17 protein-coding genes are annotated in these 20,447 nt (G+C 60.3%); 14 read left to right on the forward strand and 3 right to left on the reverse strand.

Going from position 1 to position 20,447, the window contains the following annotated elements:
- Nucleotides 1–50 precede the first annotated feature (50 nt).
- From AC1DIS_RS00465 to ureC, 12 genes are all read left to right on the forward strand, one after another.
- A complete protein-coding gene (locus tag AC1DIS_RS00465) occupies nt 51–422 on the forward strand; it encodes a DUF6124 family protein (protein WP_477744187.1) in 372 nt (123 codons plus the stop codon).
- 408 nt (nt 423–830) lie between these two features.
- On the forward strand, nt 831–2,096 hold the full coding sequence (gene urtA, locus AC1DIS_RS00470; RefSeq protein ID WP_007937152.1) for an urea ABC transporter substrate-binding protein: 1,266 nt from the start codon (nt 831–833) through the stop codon (nt 2,094–2,096).
- 190 nt (nt 2,097–2,286) lie between these two features.
- Nucleotides 2,287–3,789, forward strand: coding sequence for an urea ABC transporter permease subunit UrtB (gene urtB, locus AC1DIS_RS00475; RefSeq protein ID WP_230174522.1), 1,503 nt, complete (start codon nt 2,287–2,289; stop codon nt 3,787–3,789).
- The gene (gene urtC / locus AC1DIS_RS00480; RefSeq protein ID WP_105340429.1) at nt 3,789–4,868 is read left to right on the forward strand and encodes an urea ABC transporter permease subunit UrtC; all 1,080 of its coding nucleotides are present in this window, start codon (nt 3,789–3,791) and stop codon (nt 4,866–4,868) included. Before urtB ends, urtC begins: the two co-directional genes overlap by 1 nt.
- Nucleotides 4,865–5,734: an urea ABC transporter ATP-binding protein UrtD gene (gene urtD / locus AC1DIS_RS00485; RefSeq protein WP_477744188.1), complete on the forward strand. Its 870-nt coding sequence runs from the start codon at nt 4,865–4,867 to the stop codon at nt 5,732–5,734. The genes urtC and urtD overlap by 4 nt, the downstream gene beginning before the upstream one ends.
- 57 nt (nt 5,735–5,791) lie before the next feature.
- Nucleotides 5,792–6,490, forward strand: coding sequence for an urea ABC transporter ATP-binding subunit UrtE (gene urtE, locus AC1DIS_RS00490; RefSeq protein WP_477780703.1), 699 nt, complete (start codon nt 5,792–5,794; stop codon nt 6,488–6,490).
- 31 nt (nt 6,491–6,521) lie between these two features.
- On the forward strand, nt 6,522–7,361 hold the full coding sequence (locus tag AC1DIS_RS00495) for an urease accessory protein UreD (RefSeq protein WP_477780704.1): 840 nt from the start codon (nt 6,522–6,524) through the stop codon (nt 7,359–7,361).
- 48 nt (nt 7,362–7,409) lie between these two features.
- Entirely contained in the window at nt 7,410–7,712 is a 303-nt protein-coding gene (ureA, locus tag AC1DIS_RS00500; RefSeq protein ID WP_007937143.1) for an urease subunit gamma, read from the forward strand.
- A gap of 9 nt (nt 7,713–7,721) precedes the next feature.
- Nucleotides 7,722–8,255 (forward strand): GNAT family N-acetyltransferase, encoded by a 534-nt coding sequence (locus AC1DIS_RS00505; RefSeq protein WP_018928451.1) that lies wholly within the window; start codon nt 7,722–7,724, stop codon nt 8,253–8,255.
- A 6-nt stretch (nt 8,256–8,261) separates the two neighbouring features.
- Nucleotides 8,262–8,795, forward strand: coding sequence for a GNAT family N-acetyltransferase (locus AC1DIS_RS00510; RefSeq protein WP_018928452.1), 534 nt, complete (start codon nt 8,262–8,264; stop codon nt 8,793–8,795).
- A complete protein-coding gene (locus AC1DIS_RS00515) occupies nt 8,795–9,103 on the forward strand; it encodes an urease subunit beta (RefSeq protein WP_018928453.1) in 309 nt (102 codons plus the stop codon). Before AC1DIS_RS00510 ends, AC1DIS_RS00515 begins: the two co-directional genes overlap by 1 nt.
- Before the next feature lie 184 nt (nt 9,104–9,287).
- A complete protein-coding gene (gene ureC / locus AC1DIS_RS00520; protein WP_477744190.1) occupies nt 9,288–10,988 on the forward strand; it encodes an urease subunit alpha in 1,701 nt (566 codons plus the stop codon).
- A 67-nt stretch (nt 10,989–11,055) separates the two neighbouring features.
- On the opposite strand, the gene AC1DIS_RS00525 is transcribed toward ureC, so the two are convergent.
- Nucleotides 11,056–15,975: an NEL-type E3 ubiquitin ligase domain-containing protein gene (locus tag AC1DIS_RS00525; protein ID WP_477744191.1), complete on the reverse strand. Its 4,920-nt coding sequence runs from the start codon at nt 15,973–15,975 to the stop codon at nt 11,056–11,058.
- A 241-nt stretch (nt 15,976–16,216) separates the two neighbouring features.
- Between AC1DIS_RS00525 and AC1DIS_RS00530 the strand changes: the two genes are divergently transcribed.
- The gene (locus AC1DIS_RS00530; RefSeq protein WP_477744192.1) at nt 16,217–17,344 is read left to right on the forward strand and encodes a sensor histidine kinase; all 1,128 of its coding nucleotides are present in this window, start codon (nt 16,217–16,219) and stop codon (nt 17,342–17,344) included.
- 163 nt (nt 17,345–17,507) lie between these two features.
- Here the strand turns inward: AC1DIS_RS00530 and AC1DIS_RS00535 are convergent, their stop codons facing one another.
- Nucleotides 17,508–17,813 (reverse strand): chaperone modulator CbpM, encoded by a 306-nt coding sequence (locus tag AC1DIS_RS00535; RefSeq protein WP_018928457.1) that lies wholly within the window; start codon nt 17,811–17,813, stop codon nt 17,508–17,510.
- A 25-nt stretch (nt 17,814–17,838) separates the two neighbouring features.
- A complete protein-coding gene (locus AC1DIS_RS00540; RefSeq protein WP_018928458.1) occupies nt 17,839–18,786 on the reverse strand; it encodes a DnaJ C-terminal domain-containing protein in 948 nt (315 codons plus the stop codon).
- Between the two features lie 296 nt (nt 18,787–19,082).
- Here AC1DIS_RS00540 and AC1DIS_RS00545 point away from each other — a divergent pair, with 296 nt between their 5' ends.
- On the forward strand, nt 19,083–20,357 hold the full coding sequence (locus AC1DIS_RS00545) for an Hsp70 family protein (protein WP_477780705.1): 1,275 nt from the start codon (nt 19,083–19,085) through the stop codon (nt 20,355–20,357).
- The last annotated feature ends 90 nt before the right edge of the window (nt 20,358–20,447 follow it).

Here is a 20,447-nt window from a genome sequence, read left to right on the forward strand (position 1 = left end):
CATCGCGTGAGAAACGATAAGTGGTGGCTCCATTTGATTTGGTGCCCCTAATGAATAAAAAAATTGTTCCCGATCCACCCGTCAACACCAGCACTCCCGACCCCGAAACCTTGCGCGCTGAAGACCTGCTCAAAGACCGCGAAGCCATAAAACGCGCCCTCGACTACTATCTCGATCCCCCGGCGCCCTACACCGAAAAACCCCGCCGCCCCAGCACCATGTTCATCGTCGCCCCGAATATGGATACCGAAAGCCTGCTGGCCCACGCCTGTGAATCGTTAGCCACGGCGAGTGTCCTGGCCAGCGACTTCGCCAACGACCTGACCGCCCCGCAGCGCTACACGGCGCTGGCGATTCAACAGAGCATCATGCTGGCGGAGCTGGCGGTAAACCGGGCGCTGGATAACGTCGACCCGGCATAGCCCCCCCACTCTTTGGGAACGAGCCTTTGTGGCGAGGGGGCTTGCCCCCGTTCGGCTGCGAAGCAGTCGTAAAACCATTGCACGCGGTGCACCCGATACACCGCAGTTGCAGGTTTTGGGGCCGCTTCGCGACCCAACGGGGGCAAGCCCCCTCGCCACAGGTTTTGTATTCACAGCGCCTTTACCTTAACTGACCGGCATTGGGGCAATTCTTCGCCCCAATGTGGCGCATCTTCTCGCACCAACGCGCCAGCCCCGTCCCTTCATGGTGCGTCACGCAAACCCCGCTACCACTCTAATACGACATTTCCTTGCCCGTCCCCGACCGGGCACAGCCCTTGCAAAACAGCCTTCAGTCGTCCGCATCTGCCAACCATAAAAAACTTTAACGTTCATGGAGATCGCACAATGAAGCGTCGCAGTTTGATCAAGGCTTTCACACTCACGGCAAGCATTGCCGCGATGGGCATGACCTGGACTGTCCAGGCCGCCGAGACCATCAAGGTCGGTATTCTGCATTCGTTGTCCGGGACCATGGCGATCTCTGAAACTTCGCTCAAAGACATGGCGTTGATGACCATCGACGAAATCAACGCCAAGGGCGGCGTGAACGGCAAGATGCTGGAGCCTGTGGTCGTGGACCCGGCATCGAACTGGCCGCTGTTCGCCGAAAAGGGCCGGCAGCTGCTGACCCAGGACAAGGTGGCGGTGGTGTTCGGTTGCTGGACCTCGGTGTCGCGTAAATCGGTGCTGCCGGTGTTCGAAGAGCTCAACGGCCTGCTGTTCTACCCGGTGCAATACGAAGGCGAAGAGATGTCGCCGAACGTGTTCTACACCGGCGCGGCGCCCAACCAGCAGGCGATTCCGGCAGTGGAATACCTGATGAGCGAAGAAGGCGGCAGCGCCAAGCGCTACTTCCTGCTCGGCACCGACTATGTCTACCCGCGCACCACCAACAAGATTCTGCGCTCGTTCCTGCACTCCAAAGGTGTGGCGGACAAGGATATCGAAGAGGTCTACACCCCGTTCGGCCACAGCGATTACCAGACCATCGTGGCCAGCATCAAAAAATTCTCMGCCGGTGGCAAGACGGCGGTCATCTCCACCGTCAACGGCGACTCCAACGTGCCGTTCTATAAAGAGCTGGCCAACCAGGGCCTGAAAGCCACCGACGTACCGGTCGTGGCGTTCTCCGTGGGTGAAGAGGAATTGCGCGGCATCGACACCAAACCGCTGGTGGGCAACCTCGCGGCGTGGAACTACTTTGAGTCGGTGGAAAACCCGGTGAACAAGAAGTTCGTCGATGACTGGAAAGCCTACGCCAAGAAACACAACCTGCCGGGCGCCGACAAAGCGGTGACCAACGACCCGATGGAAGCCACTTACGTCGGCATCCACATGTGGGCGCAAGCCGCCGAGAAGGCCAAATCCACCGACGTCGACAAAGTCCGCGAAGCCCTGGCCGGCCAGACCTTTGCCGCACCGTCCGGCTACACCCTGACCATGGACAAGACCAACCACCACCTGCACAAGCCAGTGATGATCGGCGAGATTCAGGCCGACGGTCAGTTCAACGTGGTGTGGCAGACCGAAGGGCCGATCCGCGCCCAACCGTGGAGCCCGTTCATCCCGGGTAACGACAAGAAGCCGGAGTATGCGGTGAAGAGCAACTGAGCCACTGGGGCCTGAGCATGGAGCTCAGGCCCGACACAACTCCTGTGTGAGCGGGCTTTGTGGTGAGGGGGCTTGCCCCCGTTGGGCTGCGAAGCGGCCCCAAAAAACGGGACTACTGCGTAGTCCAGCGGGAGCAAGCTCCCTCGCCACAAAGTTTGCTCCCACACTTAGTCCGCGCAAGGACACTGACATGCCCACTGCCTTTTACCGCTTGATCCTTGCCATCGCACTGTTACTGCCGATGGTCACCCACGCCGGCGACGCCGAAGACTTCGTCGCGGCCAATCCCGTGCAGCAAGCCAAGCTTCTGGAAACCTGGGCCGCGCAGCCCGATCCGGCCCGTATCGAACTGATCAACGCCCTGCAACAAGGCGAGCTGACCATCGATGGCCAACCGAAAACCCTGCGCCTGAACAATCGCCTGCGGGGTCTGATCGACACCGCTTTGGCCAGCCACCAATTGCTCGCCGCCGACGCCAAAACCCGTCTGGCCGCCGCGCAGCAATTGCAGAAAAGCGCCAAACCGGCGCAGCTGAAATTCCTCGACCAGCAACTGGCTAACGAACAAGACGAAACCGTTCACGCCGCCCTGAGCCTGGCCTTGGCCAATCTGCAACTGGTCGACAGTGACCCCGCCGTGCGCCTCGCCGCCGTGCGTTTGCTCGGCGAAACCGGCGACCCGCTGGCCCGCACCCGCCTCGAAGGCTTGCTCGAACCCGGCGTCGAAGCCGACGCCAGTGTGCACACCGCCGCCGAAACCAGCCTGGCCCAGGTCAAACGCAAACTGCTGATCGGTGAGATGCTCGGCCAGGCCTTCAGTGGCATGTCCCTGGGTTCGATTCTGCTGCTCGCGGCATTGGGCTTGGCGATCACCTTCGGCCTGCTCGGGGTGATCAACATGGCCCACGGCGAGATGCTGATGCTCGGCGCGTACTCGACGTACGTGGTGCAGCTGATGTTCCAGCGCTTCGCCCCACAAGCCATCGAGTTCTATCCGCTGATTGCGCTGCCGGTGGCGTTTTTCGTTACCGCCGCCATCGGCATGGCGCTGGAGCGCACGGTGATTCGCCACCTCTACGGCCGCCCGCTGGAAACCCTGCTCGCCACGTGGGGCATCAGCCTGATGCTGATCCAGTTGGTGCGGTTGGTGTTCGGTGCGCAGAACGTCGAAGTGGCCAACCCGGCGTGGTTGTCGGGCGGGATCCAGGTACTGCCCAACCTGGTGCTGCCATACAACCGCATCGTGATCATCGCGTTTGCCTTGTTTGTGGTGGTGCTGACCTGGCTGCTGTTGAACAAGACGCGCCTTGGCTTGAACGTGCGCGCCGTCACCCAGAACCGCAACATGGCGGCGTGCTGCGGGGTGCCGACCGGGCGTGTCGACATGCTCGCCTTCGGCTTAGGCTCGGGCATCGCCGGCCTCGGTGGCGTGGCGCTCAGCCAGATCGGCAACGTCGGCCCGGACCTCGGCCAGAGCTACATCATCGATTCGTTCCTGGTGGTGGTGCTCGGCGGTGTCGGTCAATTGGCCGGCAGCGTGTTGGCTGCATTCGGCCTGGGCATCGCCAACAAGATTCTCGAACCGCAGATCGGTGCGGTGCTGGGCAAAATCCTGATCCTCGCGTTGATCATTCTGTTCATCCAGAAACGTCCGCAAGGCCTCTTCGCACTGAAAGGACGGGTGATCGACTGATGAATCAGCCCCTGATGCTCACGGCTACACAAAAGGCCGGCCCCAAAGTCACCATCGCTGTTGGCGCGGTGATTCTCGTTTTGCTGCTGGCGTTGCCGCTGCTGTCGCTGTTATCGCCCGTCAGCGTTTTTCACGTCTCGGCCTACACATTGACGCTGGTGGGCAAAATCCTTTGCTACGCCATCGTCGCCCTGGCCCTCGATCTGGTTTGGGGCTACGCCGGTTTGCTATCGCTGGGCCACGGTCTGTTCTTCGCCCTCGGCGGTTATGCGATGGGCATGTACCTGATGCGCCAAGCCTCGGGTGACGGCTTGCCGGCGTTCATGACGTTCCTGTCGTGGACCGAATTGCCGTGGTACTGGACCGGCACCAGCAGCTTCCTCTGGGCCATGTGCCTGGTGGTATTGGCGCCGGGATTGCTGGCGCTGGTGTTCGGTTTCTTCGCCTTCCGCTCGCGGATCAAGGGCGTGTATTTCTCGATCATGACCCAAGCCCTGACCTTCGCCGGGATGCTGCTGTTTTTCCGCAACGAAACCGGGTTTGGCGGCAACAACGGCTTCACCAACTTCCGCAGCATTCTCGGGTTTGGCATCACGGAACCGGGGACTCGCGCGGTGTTGTTTTTCGCCACGGTACTGTTGCTGGTGGCGAGCCTGTTCATCGGCTGGCGGCTGGCGCAAAGCAAGTTCGGCCGGGTGCTGACCGCGTTGCGCGATGCCGAGAACCGCCTGATGTTTTGCGGCTACGACCCGCGCGGCTTCAAGCTGTTTGTCTGGGTGTTGAGTGCGGTGTTGTGTGGCCTGGCGGGGGCGTTGTATGTGCCGCAAGTCGGGATCATCAACCCGAGCGAAATGTCGCCGACCAACTCGATCGAAGCGGCGGTCTGGGTTGCCTTGGGGGGGCGCGGCACGCTGATCGGCCCGCTGCTGGGTGCCGGTGTGGTCAACGGGATGAAGAGCTGGTTCACCGTGGCGTTTCCGGAATACTGGCTGTTCTTCCTCGGCGCGCTGTTCATCGTCGTGACGCTGTACCTGCCTAAGGGTGTGATCGGGCTGCTGAAGAAAAGGGGTGAACAATGAGGATCACTGCAACGGCTGAATTCATGCTCGAACCGGCCTTTTTCCCACCGCAGCCCAACAAGGATGCCGGCAGCAGCCGCGATGCCATTGGCCTCGGCCAACGCGTCGGCCCCGGCCTGAATACGCGGCACGGCACCATCCTGACCCTGGAAGACATCAGCGTCAGCTTCGATGGTTTCAAGGCCCTCAACAATCTGAACCTGTACATCGGCGTCGGCGAATTGCGCTGCATCATCGGCCCCAACGGCGCGGGCAAAACCACGCTCATGGACGTGATCACCGGCAAGACTCGCCCCAGTCACGGCAAGGCCTGGTTCGGTGAAACCCTGGACCTGACGCAGATGAGCGAAGTGGAAATCGCCCAGGCTGGTATCGGTCGCAAGTTCCAGAAACCAACCGTGTTCGAAGCCCTGAGCGTGTTCGAAAACCTGGAGCTGGCGCAGAAAACCGACAAGTCGGTGTGGGCCAGTTTGCGGGCTCGCCTGAGTGGTGAACAAAAAGATCGCATCAGTGAAGTGCTGGAAACCATTCGCCTGACCAGTTCGGTCAATCGCCCGGCAGGGTTGTTGTCTCACGGGCAGAAGCAGTTTCTGGAAATCGGCATGCTGCTGATGCAAGACCCGCAACTGCTGTTGCTCGACGAGCCGGTGGCGGGCATGACCGACGCCGAAACCGAATTCACCGCCGAGCTGTTCAAGCGCCTGGCCGGCAAGCATTCGCTGATGGTGGTGGAACACGACATGGGCTTCGTCGGCTCGATCGCCGACCACGTCACCGTGTTGCACCAGGGCAGCGTGCTGGCCGAAGGGTCGCTGGAGCAGGTGCAGGACAATGAGCGGGTGATCGAGGTCTACCTCGGCCGCTGATGAGCAATTGATCGATTCCGCGCTCTGCGTGGGAACGATCACAGGGGGAATTTGAAGATGCTGCAAGTCGACAAGCTGCACCAGTACTACGGCGGTAGCCACATCCTGCGGGGCCTGACGTTTGAGGTGAAGGTCGGCGAAGTCACCTGCCTGCTCGGGCGCAACGGCGTGGGCAAGACCACCTTGCTCAAATGCCTGATGGGTTTGCTGCCGGCCAAGGAGGGCGCGGTGAACTGGGAAGGTAAACCGATCACCACGTTCAAGCCGCACCAACGGGTGCATGCCGGTATCGCCTACGTGCCTCAGGGCCGGGAAATCTTCGGCCGGCTGACCGTGGAAGAAAACCTGCTGATGGGCCTGTCGCGGTTTCCTGGCTCCGAGGCCAAGGAAGTCCCGGCGTTCATCTACGAGCTGTTCCCGGTGCTGCTGCAAATGAAGCAACGGCGTGGCGGTGACTTGTCCGGCGGTCAGCAACAGCAGCWGGCGATCGGCAGGGCATTGGCCAGTCGTCCACGGCTGCTGATTCTCGATGAGCCCACCGAAGGCATCCAGCCGTCGGTGATCAAGGAAATCGGCGCGGTAATCAAAAAGCTCGCAGCCCGTGGCGACATGGCGATTTTGCTGGTGGAGCAGTTCTACGATTTCGCCGCCGAGCTGGCCGATCAGTACCTGGTGATGTCCCGGGGCGAGATCGTGCAGCAGGGTCGTGGCGAAAATATGGAAGCCGAAGGTGTGCGCGGGCTGGTTACGATCTAACCTGCAGCCTTCTGACGATAAATTAGACGATATGAATTTACCTCTCCCCACTGCGCTGTTTACCCCGAGCTGGCATGCCGAGCTGGAGCTGGGCTACGCCCGTTTCGGCGCCAGCACCCGCCCGGTACAGCGCCGTCATCAAGGCCCGCTGCGGGTGCAGAAGCACTTGTATGCCGAAGGCCCCGAGGTGTGTCAGCACATCATCGTCCACCCGCCGGGGGGGATTGCCGGCGGTGATCGGCTGGATATATCGGCCAGCGTCGGCACGCACGCCTGGGCGCAAATCACCAGCCCCGGCGCCGCCAAGTGGTATCGCGCGGCCGGGCCGGCATATCAGAAACTCGACTTGCACGTTRCCGCCGGTGCTACGTTGGAGTGGCTGCCGCAAGAGACGATTATCTTCAGCGCCGCTCAGGCTGAACTCAGCACGAGCATTGATCTTGAGGGCGATGCCCGGTTGTTCTACTGGGACGTGGTCGCGCTGGGGCGTCCGGCCAGTGGCGAGCGCTTCGACCTCGGGCACTTCCAGGCCCACCTGGATATCCGCCGCGACGGCCAGTTGCTCTGGCACGAACGCCAGCGCATTACCGGGGATGACGGTTTGCTGGACTCGCCGATCGGGCTGGATGGGCAACCGGTGTTTGCGACGTTGCTGGTGACCGGAGAGATTGATAGTGAATTGCTGGAGAAGTGCCGCTCGCTGCCCAATGAGGTGCGCGGGGATCTGACGCAGCTACCGGGGCTGTTGGTCGCCCGGTGCCTGGCCAGCGAGGCGTTGTTGGCACGGGGTTGGCTAATTGAATTGTGGCGATTGCTCCGGCCTGCGTTGCTCGGCCGCGAAGCCGTTCCGCCCAGAATATGGGCCACCTGAATACGCTCCTACAGAAGACTTTTTAACTGCCGATTATGGATTTCTACGATGGACCTGACCCCACGCGAAAAAGACAAGCTGCTGATCTTCACCGCCGGCCTCGTGGCCGAGCGGCGTTTGGCTCGCGGCGTGAAACTCAATTACCCGGAGGCCATGGCCTACATTTCCGCGGCGCTGCTCGAAGGCGCGCGTGACGGCCAGACCGTGGCCGAGCTGATGCACTACGGCACCACCCTGCTCAGCCGCGAGCAAGTGATGGAAGGCATCCCGGAAATGATCCCGGAGATCCAGGTCGAAGCGACGTTTCCCGACGGCACCAAACTGGTCACCGTTCACCAACCGATCGCCTGAGGCTGCGCCATGACTTACCACATCCGCGATGCGCTGCACGCCGATCTGCCGGCGATCCGCGACATCTACAACGACGCGGTGCTCAACACCACGGCGATCTGGAACGAACAGGCCGTGGACCTGGGCAACCGCCAGGCCTGGTTCAGCGCGCGGCAAGCCCAGGGCTATCCGATTCTGGTGATCGTCGACGGCGACGACAACGTACTCGGCTACGCTTCATTCGGTGACTGGCGGCCGTTCGACGGGTTCCGCCACACGGTTGAGCACTCGGTGTACGTGCGCAACGACCAACGCGGCAATGGCCTCGGCCCGCAACTGATGGCAGCGCTGATCGAGCGCGCCAAAGGCTGCAACAAACACGTGATGGTCGCCGCCATCGAAAGCGGTAATAGCGCCTCGATCCGGCTGCACGATCGGGCCGGTTTTGTCGTCACCGGCCAAATGCCGCAGGTGGGTACCAAGTTCGGCCGCTGGCTGGACCTGACCTTCATGCAACTGATCCTCGATCCGGGCGCAATGCCACCCGATCCCCACAAGGAGTGATGCCCCATGAACGCCGCCCAACTGCGACGCGTCAATGTTGAAAGCTTTGCGCACTATCGTCAGGGATTGATTGATCTGCTGCTCGACGCCGTCGGCTATGGCGCCAGCGTCGGGTTCATGGCGGATCTGGACGCCACCCAGGCCCGAGCCCATTTCGATGAAGTCCAAGACAACCTGAACAAAGGCAACGTGCTGCTGTGGGTGGTGGTCAAGGACGAACAGGTGCAGGCCAGTGTGCAACTGAACCTGTGCCAGAAAGCCAATGGGCTGAATCGCGCCGAAGTGCAGAAACTGCTGGTGCGTGAACACGCCCGTCGTCGCGGCCTGGGCCAGCAGTTGATGCATGCCCTGGAGCTCGCCGCCCGCCAGCACAAGCGCGGCATGCTCTACCTCGACACCGAGGCCGGCTCCCCCGCCGAAGACTTCTACAAGGCCCTGGGTTACACCCGTGCCGGCGAAATTCCGGACTACGCCTGCGACCCGAACGGGCGCTACAAACCGACCGCCCTCTACTACAAGATTCTCCAAGGAGCCCAGTGATGATTCCCGGTGAGTACCAGATCCAGCCCGGCGACATCGAGCTTAACGTGGGCCGACGCACTGTCAGCCTGAAGGTGGCCAACAGCGGCGACCGGCCGATCCAGGTCGGCTCGCATTACCACTTTTTCGAAACCAACGACGCGCTGACCTTCGACCGCGTCGCCAGCCGCGGCATGCGCCTGAACATCCCCGCCGGCACCGCAGTGCGCTTCGAACCGGGGCAGAGCCGCGAGGTCGAGCTGGTGGACCTGGCCGGGCATCGCCGGGTGTTCGGGTTTGCCGGCAGGATCATGGGCGACCTCGACTGACACGCAAACCCTGTGGCGAGGGAGCTTGCTCCCGCTCGAGTGCGAAGCGCTCGCAACACAGCTGGTGCGATCTATCTGAATAATCGGAGCGGCAGATTTTACGACTGCTGCGCAGCCGAACGGGAGCAAGCTCCCTCGCCACAATGGACCGCGGACTACCGCACTTCACTTTCAAGGCAAGCGCATGAAAATCTCAAGACAAGCCTACGCCGACATGTTCGGCCCCACCGTCGGTGACAAGGTCCGCCTGGCCGACACCGAACTGTGGATCGAAGTGGAACAGGACTTCACCACCTACGGCGAAGAAGTGAAATTCGGCGGCGGCAAAGTCATTCGCGACGGCCAGGGCCAAAGCCAACGGCTGGCACGCGATGTCGTCGACACCCTGATCACCAACGCGCTGATCATCGACCACTGGGGCATCGTCAAGGCCGACGTCGGCCTCAAGGACGGGCGCATCGCCGCCATCGGCAAGGCCGGCAACCCGGACATCCAGCCCAACGTCACCATCGCGGTCGGCGCCAGCACCGAAGTGATCGCCGGTGAAGGCATGATCCTCACCGCCGGCGGCATCGACACCCACATCCACTTCATCTGTCCGCAGCAGATCGAAGAAGCGCTGATGAGCGGCGTCACCACCATGATCGGCGGCGGCACGGGACCGGCCACCGGCACCAACGCCACCACCTGCACCTCCGGGCCATGGCACCTGGCGCGCATGCTCCAGGCCGCCGATGCGTTCCCGATGAACATCGGCCTCACCGGCAAGGGCAACGCCAGCCTGCCAGAACCGTTGATCGAGCAGGTCAAGGCCGGCGCCATCGGCCTGAAGTTGCACGAAGACTGGGGAACCACGCCCGCGAGCATCGACAACTGCCTGACAGTGGCCGACCAATACGACGTCCAGGTCGCCATCCACACCGACACCCTCAACGAGTCCGGCTTCGTCGAAACCACCCTCGCCGCCTTCAAGGGCCGCACCATCCACACCTATCACACCGAAGGTGCTGGTGGAGGTCATGCGCCGGACATCATCAAGGCCTGCGGTTTCGCCAACGTGCTGCCGAGCTCGACCAACCCGACCCGGCCGTTCACCCGCAACACCATCGACGAGCACCTCGACATGCTGATGGTCTGCCACCACCTGGACCCGAGCATTGCCGAAGACGTGGCCTTCGCCGAAAGCCGCATCCGCCGCGAAACCATTGCTGCCGAAGACATCCTGCATGACCTCGGTGCCTTCTCGATGATCAGCTCCGACAGCCAGGCCATGGGCCGCGTCGGCGAAGTCATCACCCGCACCTGGCAGACCGCCGACAAAATGAAGAAGCAGCGCGGTCCGCTGCCACAAGATGGCGAAGGCAATGACAACTTCCGCGCCAAACGCTACATCGCCAAGTACACCATCAACCCGGCGATCACCCACGGGATCAGCCATGAAGTGGGCTCGGTCGAAGTGGGCAAGTGGGCGGATCTGGTGCTCTGGCGTCCAGCGTTTTTCGGGGTAAAGCCAACGCTGATCCTCAAGGGCGGTGCCATTGCGGCCAGCCTGATGGGTGACGCCAACGCGTCTATTCCAACGCCGCAACCAGTGCACTACCGCCCGATGTTCGCCAGTTACGGCGGCTCGTTGCATGCCACCAGCCTGACCTTTATCAGCCAGGCCGCGCAGGAGGCGGGCTTGCCTGAAGCCTTGGGGCTGAAGAAGAAAATCGCGGTGGTCAAAGGCTGTCGCGAGGTGCAGAAAACCGATTTGATTCACAACGATTACCTGCCGAACATCGACGTTGACCCGCAGACTTATCAGGTTAAGGCCGACGGTGTCTTGCTCTGGTGCGAGCCAGCGGATGTGTTGCCGATGGCTCAGCGTTACTTCCTGTTTTGAGATTCGGTCAGGCATAAACCCGGCACGAGGGGTGTCATTCTTCGTACCGGGTTAGCTGTTTCTCAGGTCAATCCGTTGCTGGTGCGTTCATAAAGGCGATGTCCACCCTTTGCAGTTTCGCCCGATCCATCGCCTGTTGGGTCAGGGTTTTAAGCAGCGTTTTCATTTCGATATCGATCAGGTTCAACTCGGCGGCATAGGCTTGGTCAGTCATGACCTGGCCCGGAGCAATTTCGCTTTCCAGCTTACCCAGTTCAGCGGCGAGTACCCGGAGCTCCTGCTTCAGATCGGCCTTTGCCTGCAACGAAAGGTTCGGTTCGGAGGCCCTCTTTTCAAGCGCCATGTAAAACTCAGTCGTTGCATCGATTCGGTGCCTGAAAACCTTGAAGGCGCTTCGATTTGTGCCCCGTAGGTATGTTTCCCAGAACGGTTGTTCGATGATCGAATCACGCAGTAAATCGCCGGTTTCCAGCTCCATGACCCGCTGATACGCACTCTCGATCATCTCGGGAGTCACACCGGTGTGCGTGCGAAATTGCAAATCACGGGACTGCCAGGGCAGGTCCAGTCGCTCTGCCAGATCCGTCATGTAAGCCAGGTGGACCTCGACTTCATCGATACTTCCCGACACTGCGCCCTCAGCATCGACAGTCCTGAATTGCTCACCATTTTCCAGGCGCTCGGCAACCACTTTGTGGGCGATCCGGCTCAACTCGTCCAGCCGCGACTTGCCTCTGGCCAGCTGCACCAGTTCGGCCTCCACCAGGCCCGGGTTGGCCAATGCGTAAGCCTCATGGATCAGCACTTCTACGCCCATCGCATTGAACAACTGCGCCCCGGCGTCAACACAGTTAGTGACCTCCTCCCTGCCCATGACGAAAAGATTGCGCCGCAGCTCGCTGTCCTTGGACATGGCCTCCAGCATTCGCCAGAGCTTTTGCGTCATGTCCACCCTGAAGGCTTTGTCGGTTCTGAAGGCGGTTGATTGGGTGAGCTTCCTGATCTGATTGAAAAAAGGCACTGAGCCGAACTCATCCTCAACGCTGTTCCAAACATCCTGTTTGGCCACCCACTCAGGTCGCGTCAAGCCTTCCTCCCAATCAAGACTGTCGCGCACGCCGCGAGGCGGATACGGACGATCGGGGTCCAGGCCGACGGACCGGATATAACCTCTGAGCGTTTCCAGGTTCTCGGCCGACAACCACGGCGGATCGCGATTCAATACCGTGCGCGCCAACAGCTCCGCGGAGGCTGAGCCGGGCGTAACCTGCGGGATAACGGTCAGTTCGTTGCGCTGCAGGCTCAGGTAAAAATGCCGGAACCTGGGTTGAGCGAACAGCCCCTCCGGCCAGGTATCAATCCCGGTGTCACCCAGCATCAGGGTATGCAGCATGCGCATCCCACCGATATCGGGCACTCTCCCCAACGGGTTTCCTTGCAGATCCAGACTTTTCAGCCGGGAGAGCCATCTCAAATAGGTAGCTCCCTGGGCATCCAGCACAATCCGGTTATCACCGAGGTTCAGTTCGGTCAGCCCACGCATTCGCCCCACCGCACGAGGAAATTGCGTGAGCTGGTTACCGGTGAGATTCAGCGAACGGAGTTTCGGAAAATGAACCAGAAACGTGACGTGGGCATCGTTCATTCCAGTGCCCAGCAAGTTCAGGCTGGTGACGTGCTGAAAATCGGCTTCCAACAGAGGCATGCTTCCCAAGTGTCGCCCCAGGGGAACGTTTCTGAAATCAAGCGCTGTCCCGTACATATTTCCCAAAGGGTCCACATCCCTGGGCCCGGTGTGCTGCCAGCACTGGCGAATGGTTGTGTAGATCGAGTTTCGGGTCTGCCATTCGGCAATGCCGGCAGGGCTGTACCTGAACGCTTCGGTGGGTAAATTGAGCCAGTGCCGGAAATTGGCATTGAGACGATCGAACTCCGCCTCCAATGCGCTTGCCCGCTGTTCCGGAGTAACGTCGTCGCCCCCGCCGTCCAGGTAAGCCTGGGCCTCGGTTTCCGTCCAGCCGGGGCGTACACTCCTGACCCGCTCCTGCGGCGTCACTCGGCCTGTCAGTTGTCGAATGCCCTGGGGGGCAAACATGCCACCGCGCAACTTCATCGCTTCGGGATCGTAGGCGGGCTTGCGCAGAGGGTTGTCCGCCAGCATCGGATGCAGCTTGTCACGCGCCAACGGGGCATTTTGAACACTGCGTTTGAGGTTCGCGCCTTGATAGATCTCGTACCCCAGCGCTTTGCGTTCGGCGTCGGGCAGAGCGTGCAAGACGGATGAAAAAAGATCGTCGGCACCCCGCAGATGGTTATCCTCGGCATCCCGCGCTTCATAGCCCTCGTCCGTGCTGACCAGCACTTTGCGCGTACGTGCGTTCTCCGGGCCAATGCTGTCGCGCAGGTGCCCGGTGAACGAATGTTCGCGAACTTCAATGCGCACGTCGCCCGGCCAGTTCGGCAAGGTTTCCAGGGTGTGCAGCGCCAGCCGTTCCGTATCCGGAGCGTGCATCGAGTCAAGGAACAGCCCTTCATAGGCGCGCGCCAAACGTACTTCCAGCAAGGCCGCCCGCACCTGTTGCCGCAGATGCAAGGCAATGCGCTTTTGTTCGGCCAGTGCTCGCAAATCCGCCGGAGCAGCGGCGGCCAGCAGTTCCTCGGCCACGCCGTCGGGCAATTGTGCAAAAGCATCCTGAAGCACCCGCACATTGGCATTGTCTGATGGCGACAGACCGCTCCGTGGCAGCTTCCCCGTGTCCGACCACGTCTTGAACCGTTCGATCGTGTCGACCAGCAACGCCGGCGGTGCTTCGTTTTCGACATGCAGCCGACGCAGCACATCTGCTTCGACGCCACTGGCGATCCGGATCTGCTCAAGCGTTGCATCGTCGAACGTTTCTACCCTCGCCCCCAACCGCCGCATGAGCTCGGTCGAGGTCCATTCGACAGGGCGGTCGAGCTCGGTATGCCAGGTGCCTGCGCCATTGTGTTCAAGCTTCGGTTGGTAGGCCATCGCTCGATCCGGATGGAGAATCCGCGGTTGCCCCGTGAGTGGATCGTCTTGCACCGCAAAGTATTTACCGCCGATCGACAGGAATTCCTGATCGTTGTGCAGATACAGGCCTCGCTCGTTTGGCTTCGTACCCGGACTCAGACTGACTTGATGTTCATACGGACTCAGGTCCGGATTCCAGAGACGGGTCTTGCCGTCAGCGAGCACCACCGGCTTCAGCTGTTCGACAAAAGATGAAGGCCGGACCGCTGGCGCTGCGCCCGTGGGTAAAACATGCCCTGCCGCCATGATTGCCAACTGGGCAGCATTGATCAGGACACCGCACAGAAGCGCCGACGCTTCTTCCTTGTCTCCCTTGCTCCAGTCCTCAATGCCCTCCATGGTTTCGAGCAGCATTTGCCCGACCATCACGCCCAACATGGCCTCCCCCAGGCCAGGCACCAGCATTGCGCCGAAGTTGAACACATTCCAGCCGATGTTCGCGTAACTCCTCAGCCGCGCCCAGCGGGCATTGGCATCTTCATCGCCAGTGGGCACGGCGATATGTCGCGCATCGGCGATGGCCTTGTCGCGCCGCCATCGACTGAACTGAGGCCAGAGCGCGCCTTCGATCACATGGGTGATCGGTTCTGCGTCGGGGTTTTCCACTGCGGTTTCCCGCCACCATGGCCCCATGTTCAACGGCTCCCGCTGCTGCCAGGTGAAGGTGCTGAAGCGCTCCCTGACGCGAGCGAAAAACCTGCCCTGGTCTTTTTGCGGTACGAACCGACTGAAGAACTGCTGATAGTCCGACGAGCGCAACTGGCTCGTCAGCTCCTTCATGAAGTCGGTGAAGGACGAATATTCCTTCAAGGGATGTTCAGGGTCGTCAGGTACGTAGGCGATCAAGGTGCCATCGAGCCGGCTCTGCGTAAAAATATCGTTCCTGCCCAGCACCTCGTCGACCACACCGCTTGGCCCGTTGGCAAAAAAGGCCTTGAGCAGTTTGAATTGATCAAACTCCTGCCCGGGTAAAATGGCCAGTTTGCGCGACCACTCCAGCATTGTTCGTTGGTCTGCCGGAACCAGGCTGTTGTAGATTCGCTTTACTCGTGTCGGATCAGCCACTGCACTGAACAACACGATACCCGACAGCTTCACGCCCAAAAGAGTCAGCCGATGAGACTGTAACGGGCGATTGCCCATCGTGATGTTTGTCTGGTTGTCTCGCAGTTGCTGCAACTTGCCATATGCATAAGAAGTGATATCACTCTTCAAATAGGCAATCAGCGCTGACTCATTGAACGCGGCCTTTTCGGTCCCGATGAAGTGCTGCTCAAGCGAGGCCTTGGCATCAACCGCCGAAGGGGCCAGCAACCCTTTGATGTGCCGCTGATATTGCGCACCGAGATCCAGATCCCTGCAAAGGCTCGCAAAACTTTCGATGGTCAATGAATGGCGCCTCAGGGCTCCTTCGGCGTCGGTAATGAAAATGCCGGAGCCATCACGAAAGGCGCCAGCACGGGTTTCAGAGTCCTCGAAGTTATGGAGGGCGGCCTCCAGCAGAGTTGACTGCCTGAGCCGACTGGCATTGGTGTCGACGCCAAAACCCAGGAGGGCCGGAATATAAAGCCGTACCGATGTCGCATGAACATCCAGATCCAGGTTCAGCTTTTCTTTCAGGGCCTGAACAAGCAAGGGTTCGGCGAACTTATTGATGTCCTTTTGCAAATCGCCCAGTGTGTCATCCAGGCTGTCTTGCAACCGCCACCGCTCACTGATGAGTTCGTTGAGATATTGACGGTTGATAGCACTCGCCTTGATGTACCACTCGGGAACGTCCGGCTTCATATCAGTCGTTGATACAAAACTTGATACAGATGGTTTCTTTATGAATGCGGGAACTTTGGTTGCAAGATAATTCAAATAAACATTGGCGCCAGCTGTCATCTCTTGAGAGATATTGGAAACGCCCCCTTCTGACAATTCATTCATTGCGCATGTATCCCTATGCGTTTGAGAAGAACGCCAAGCTTATTCAATACCTGCAAAAACAAAAGATTAAATAACTGTTGGAAAATAGCGATAAAACAAACAACACCTTCCAACTTAAGAATCTAAAAAACAAATAAGTACCACCTGCAAGACCTGCAAGCATGATCCGGCGTGTCARCGGTAGTTTTTACCGATCTACAAAGAGGCTAAGATGCCCAGACTCTCCAGGCAGGTAACGGCCATGCGCTTATCCGAATTCATCAGGCAACACGTGGACCGTATCGTCGATGAATGGGAACAGTTCGCCAGAACGATCACCCCGGCGGCCGAGTGCATGGATCGAGCAGCCTTGCGCGATCACGCCAAGGCCATTCTGCTGGCGGCAGCGCGGGACATGACCACCGCGCAAACCGCCAGCGAACAGCTCGCCAAGGCCAAGGGCGAAGGCCCGGAGAAAACCCCAAGCCTGGATGAAGCGGGTGCCAGCCATGGCGAACTGCGGCATACCGTGGGCTTCGACCTGGTGCAAATGACCAGCGAGTTCCGCCATTTGCGGGCCTGTGTGATTCGGTTGTGGGTCGACAGCCTGGAGTCACCGGACCTGACCTATTTCCGGGACATGATCCGTTTCAACGAAGCCATCGATGAGGCCCTCGCCGAATCCACCGCCGCCTATGCCGAACAGGTCAACCATTCACGGGATCTGTTTCTGGCGATACTCGGGCATGACTTGCGAGCGCCATTGCAGGCAGTGAGCATGTCCGCCGAGTTACTGCTGCGTAAAGCAACGCTTGAAGGCGATGCTTTGGCCTGTGCCAACAATATTAAGGATGGCGCGCGGAACATGGCGGTGCTGGTCAGCGATTTGCTGGAACTGGTGCGCAGTCGCCTGGGCAAGCGCCTGCCAATCGAACCGGCGCCCATGGACCTGGCCGAGACGGCGCGCGAAGCGATTGCCCAGGCTTGCGCTGCTCATCCGCAATGTGATCCGACACTGAGCGTCGAAGGCGATACCCGGGGTGTATGGGATGGCCGAAGGCTCGCTCAAATGCTGCAGAACCTGATCGGCAATGCCTTGCAGCACGGTTCGAACCACAGCGTGATCAAGCTGAGCCTCAGGGGTGAAACGGACAGCGTTCGGCTCACCGTGCACAACGACGGTGCGCCGATTCCGCCCGAGGTCATCGGCACAATCTTCGATCCACTGGTACGCAGTGCCGACGAAGAACTCGGCGGGCCGAGCACCAGCCTTGGCCTGGGGCTGTTCATCGTCAAGGAAGTGGTTGATGCCCATCAAGGGACGATCGAGGTCAGTTCCAGCGAGGCTGAGGGCACACTGTTTAGCGTGGTGTTGCCCAGGAAGGTGTAACGCCTTGGGACCGCTGTGGCGAGGGGGCTTGCCCCCGTTCGGCTGCGCAGCAGTCGTAAAATCGACGCATGCGGTCAGTCTGAAAAACCGCGATGACCGGATTTGGGGTCGCTACGCAACCCAACGGGGGCAAGCCCCCTCGCCACAGGTTTAGTGTTTACAGCTATTCGATCACCAAGCGCCCCAACCGCTGCTTGAGCATGCGGTTCTCGGCCCGCAGTTGCTGGACCTCGTCAAGCAGGTCCAGCGCCAGGGCGACACCTTCCCATTCCAGCTCCAGGTCGCGCCGCAGCTTGGCGGCGCGCTTGGCCAAAACCAGTTCGTAGTCGGTGAAACGCCAATCCTTGGGCTCTGTACCCTGTGGTTCGAGGATGCCGTGTTCGACGATCTCGATCACATGCACGTCCGACAACTCGGTCGCCTCACAGAATTCTGCCAGGTCCAATAGAACGATCACGGGGTCGCTCATGATTGGGCTCCTCCTTATCTCGGAATCAAAAATTCTCTCGCGGATCGAAAGCGGCTTTTTTCGCCAACTCCTCCCACAACGCCTTGACGTCATGGTCGAGTTTCTTCGGCATCACCGCCTTGAGCTGCACGAACAGGTAACCACGGTGCCCGGCCTTGTGCATCAGGCCGTGGCCCTTGGCGCGCATGCGCTGGCCATTCTGGCTGCCGGCCGGAACCTTGAGGTTGATCTTGCCGGTCAGGGTCGGCACCGCGACTTCGGTCCCCAGTGCCAGTTCCCACGGTGCCAGTGGCAAGGTGATGATCAGGTTCTCGCCTTCGACATCGAATTTGGGGTGCGGCGCAAAACGAATGGTCAGGTACAGGTCGCCATTGGCCCCGCCACCGATGCCCGGAGCACCCTGCCCCTTGAGGCGGATGCGCTCGCCGTCGGTCACGCCGGCGGGGATCTTCACGTTCAGGCTTTTGCTGGTGTTGCTGACATGCTGGCCGGCAGCGTTGTACTGCGGCACCTGGAAGCTGACCTTCTTCGATTCGGTCGAGAGGGTTTCTTCCAGAAAAACCGGTAATTCCATTTCCACGTCTTGCCCTCGACGACCGGCGCTATGGCCCGACCGTCCACCACCACCGAAACCCGAACCACGGTTGCCGAAGATCGAACTGAAGAAGTCCGAGAAATCGCCCGTGTCCTGACCACCGCCTCCGAAACCACCACGACTCTGCCAACCCGGCGGGCCCTGGAACGGCTGGCCGTGGTGACCGTATTTGCGCAAGTCGTCGTATTCGGCGCGCTTGTCGGCGCTTTTCAGCGCTTCATAGGCTTCCGACGCGTCCTTGAACTTGGCCTCGGCGTCCTTTTCCTTGCTGACATCGGGGTGGTATTTGCGCGCCAGCTTCCGATAGGCGGCCTTGATCGCCTTATCGTCCGCAGTCGGCTCCACGCCGAGAATCTTGTAATAGTCTTTGAAGTCCATCGAGGGAATCACCATCCATTATCGAAATCGCGCCACTCGGTACAGCATGCTCTGGTTTACAGCGTCTTGATTGATCAATCTCAATTTTGTGACCGGGCAGCGCATCAGTAGTTTATCGGCAGCCAGGCGCAGTTCTTGCTGTCGCCCAAGGATTGCCAAACCTATGCAGGGAAGTTTGGGGGTGATGGCGCATCTTTCAAGCGTAGATCAATGTGATTTAACAGATAGTCGGCCTTCGAATCTGCGCCGCACTGACATACACTGCGCGGCCGTTTTTTAACCGGAACTTGAAAGACATGAAAAACGCATCTCCAGCCCGTRCCTGCGGTATCGACTTCGGCACGTCCAACTCCACCGTCGGCTGGCTGCGCCCCGGCATGGAAACGCTGATCGCGCTGGAGGACGACAAGATAACCCTGCCCTCGGTGGTCTTCTTCAATATGGAAGAACGCCGCCCGGTGTACGGCCGGCTGGCGCTGCACGAGTACCTGGAAGGTTACGAAGGCCGGTTGATGCGCTCGCTCAAGAGCCTGCTGGGCTCCAAGCTGATCAAGCACGACACCAGCGTCCTCGGCACGGCGATGCCGTTCAAGGACCTGCTCGGGCTGTTCATCGGCCAGTTGAAAAAGCGCGCCGAAGCCGCTGCCGGTCGGGAGTTCGAGGAAGTGGTGCTGGGCCGTCCGGTGTTTTTCGTCGATGACGATGAACTGGCCGACCAGGAAGCCGAGAACACCCTGGTGGACGTAGCCCGCGCCATTGGTTTCAAGGACGTCTCGTTCCAGTACGAGCCGATTGCAGCGGCGTTCGACTATGAATCCACCATCGAAAAGGAAGAGCTGGTACTGATCGTCGACATCGGCGGTGGTACGTCGGACTTCTCGCTGGTGCGCCTGTCCCCTGAGCGACGCGGACATGACAACCGTCATGACGACATCCTCGCCACCGGCGGCGTGCACATCGGCGGGACCGATTTCGACAAACAGCTGAGCCTGCAAGGCCTGATGCCGCTGTTCGGCTACGGCAGCCGGATGAAGAGCGGCGCCTACATGCCCACCAGCCATCACATGAACCTGGCGACCTGGCACACCATCAACTCGGTGTACTCGCAGAAATCGACCCTGGCCCTGGGCAGCATGCGTTACGACATTGAAGACACCGGCGGCATCGATCGCCTGTTCAAGCTGATCGACCAGCGCGCCGGGCACTGGCTGGCGATGGAAGTGGAAGAGACCAAGATCCAGCTGACCCACGCCGACAGCCGTCATGTGCCGCTGGACCGCATCGAGCCCGGTTTGAGTGTGGAACTGACTCGTGCGCTGTTCGAATCAGCCATCGACAACTTGCTGGAGCGGGTGCGCAACAGCGTGACCCAATTGCTGAACGACGCGAATGTGCGGGTCGATCAGGTAGATACGGTGTTCTTCACCGGCGGTTCGAGCGGGATTCCGGCGCTGCGCAACAGCGTCTCGGCGATGTTGCCGAAGGCGCAGCATGTGGAAGGCAACATCTTCGGCAGCATCGGCAGCGGGTTGGCGATCGAGGCGGCCAAGCGTTACGGCCCGATGGATTGACCTGAAACCCTGTGGCGAGGGAGCTTGCTCCCGTTGGACTGCGCAGCAGTCCCTTCTTTTGGAGATAAGGGGGCCGCTTCGCGCCCCCAC

Source organism: Pseudomonas sp. 05N433 (genome assembly GCF_056396925.1).

What these genes read in the sequence shown, in the direction of transcription:
- urtC (WP_105340429.1), top strand. Translation starts at nt 3,789, where the DNA reads ATGAATCAGCCCCTGATGCTCACGGCTACACAAAAGGCCGGCCCCAAA.
- urtB (WP_230174522.1), top strand. Translation starts at nt 2,287, where the DNA reads ATGCCCACTGCCTTTTACCGCTTGATCCTTGCCATCGCACTGTTACTG.
- AC1DIS_RS00465 (WP_477744187.1), top strand. Translation starts at nt 51, where the DNA reads ATGAATAAAAAAATTGTTCCCGATCCACCCGTCAACACCAGCACTCCC.
- ureC (WP_477744190.1), top strand. Translation starts at nt 9,288, where the DNA reads ATGAAAATCTCAAGACAAGCCTACGCCGACATGTTCGGCCCCACCGTC.
- ureA (WP_007937143.1), top strand. Translation starts at nt 7,410, where the DNA reads ATGGACCTGACCCCACGCGAAAAAGACAAGCTGCTGATCTTCACCGCC.
- AC1DIS_RS00535 (WP_018928457.1), bottom strand. Translation starts at nt 17,813, where the DNA reads ATGAGCGACCCCGTGATCGTTCTATTGGACCTGGCAGAATTCTGTGAG.
- AC1DIS_RS00525 (WP_477744191.1), bottom strand. Translation starts at nt 15,975, where the DNA reads ATGAATGAATTGTCAGAAGGGGGCGTTTCCAATATCTCTCAAGAGATG.
- AC1DIS_RS00515 (WP_018928453.1), top strand. Translation starts at nt 8,795, where the DNA reads ATGATTCCCGGTGAGTACCAGATCCAGCCCGGCGACATCGAGCTTAAC.
- AC1DIS_RS00505 (WP_018928451.1), top strand. Translation starts at nt 7,722, where the DNA reads ATGACTTACCACATCCGCGATGCGCTGCACGCCGATCTGCCGGCGATC.
- AC1DIS_RS00540 (WP_018928458.1), bottom strand. Translation starts at nt 18,786, where the DNA reads ATGGACTTCAAAGACTATTACAAGATTCTCGGCGTGGAGCCGACTGCG.
- AC1DIS_RS00530 (WP_477744192.1), top strand. Translation starts at nt 16,217, where the DNA reads ATGCGCTTATCCGAATTCATCAGGCAACACGTGGACCGTATCGTCGAT.
- urtD (WP_477744188.1), top strand. Translation starts at nt 4,865, where the DNA reads ATGAGGATCACTGCAACGGCTGAATTCATGCTCGAACCGGCCTTTTTC.
- AC1DIS_RS00510 (WP_018928452.1), top strand. Translation starts at nt 8,262, where the DNA reads ATGAACGCCGCCCAACTGCGACGCGTCAATGTTGAAAGCTTTGCGCAC.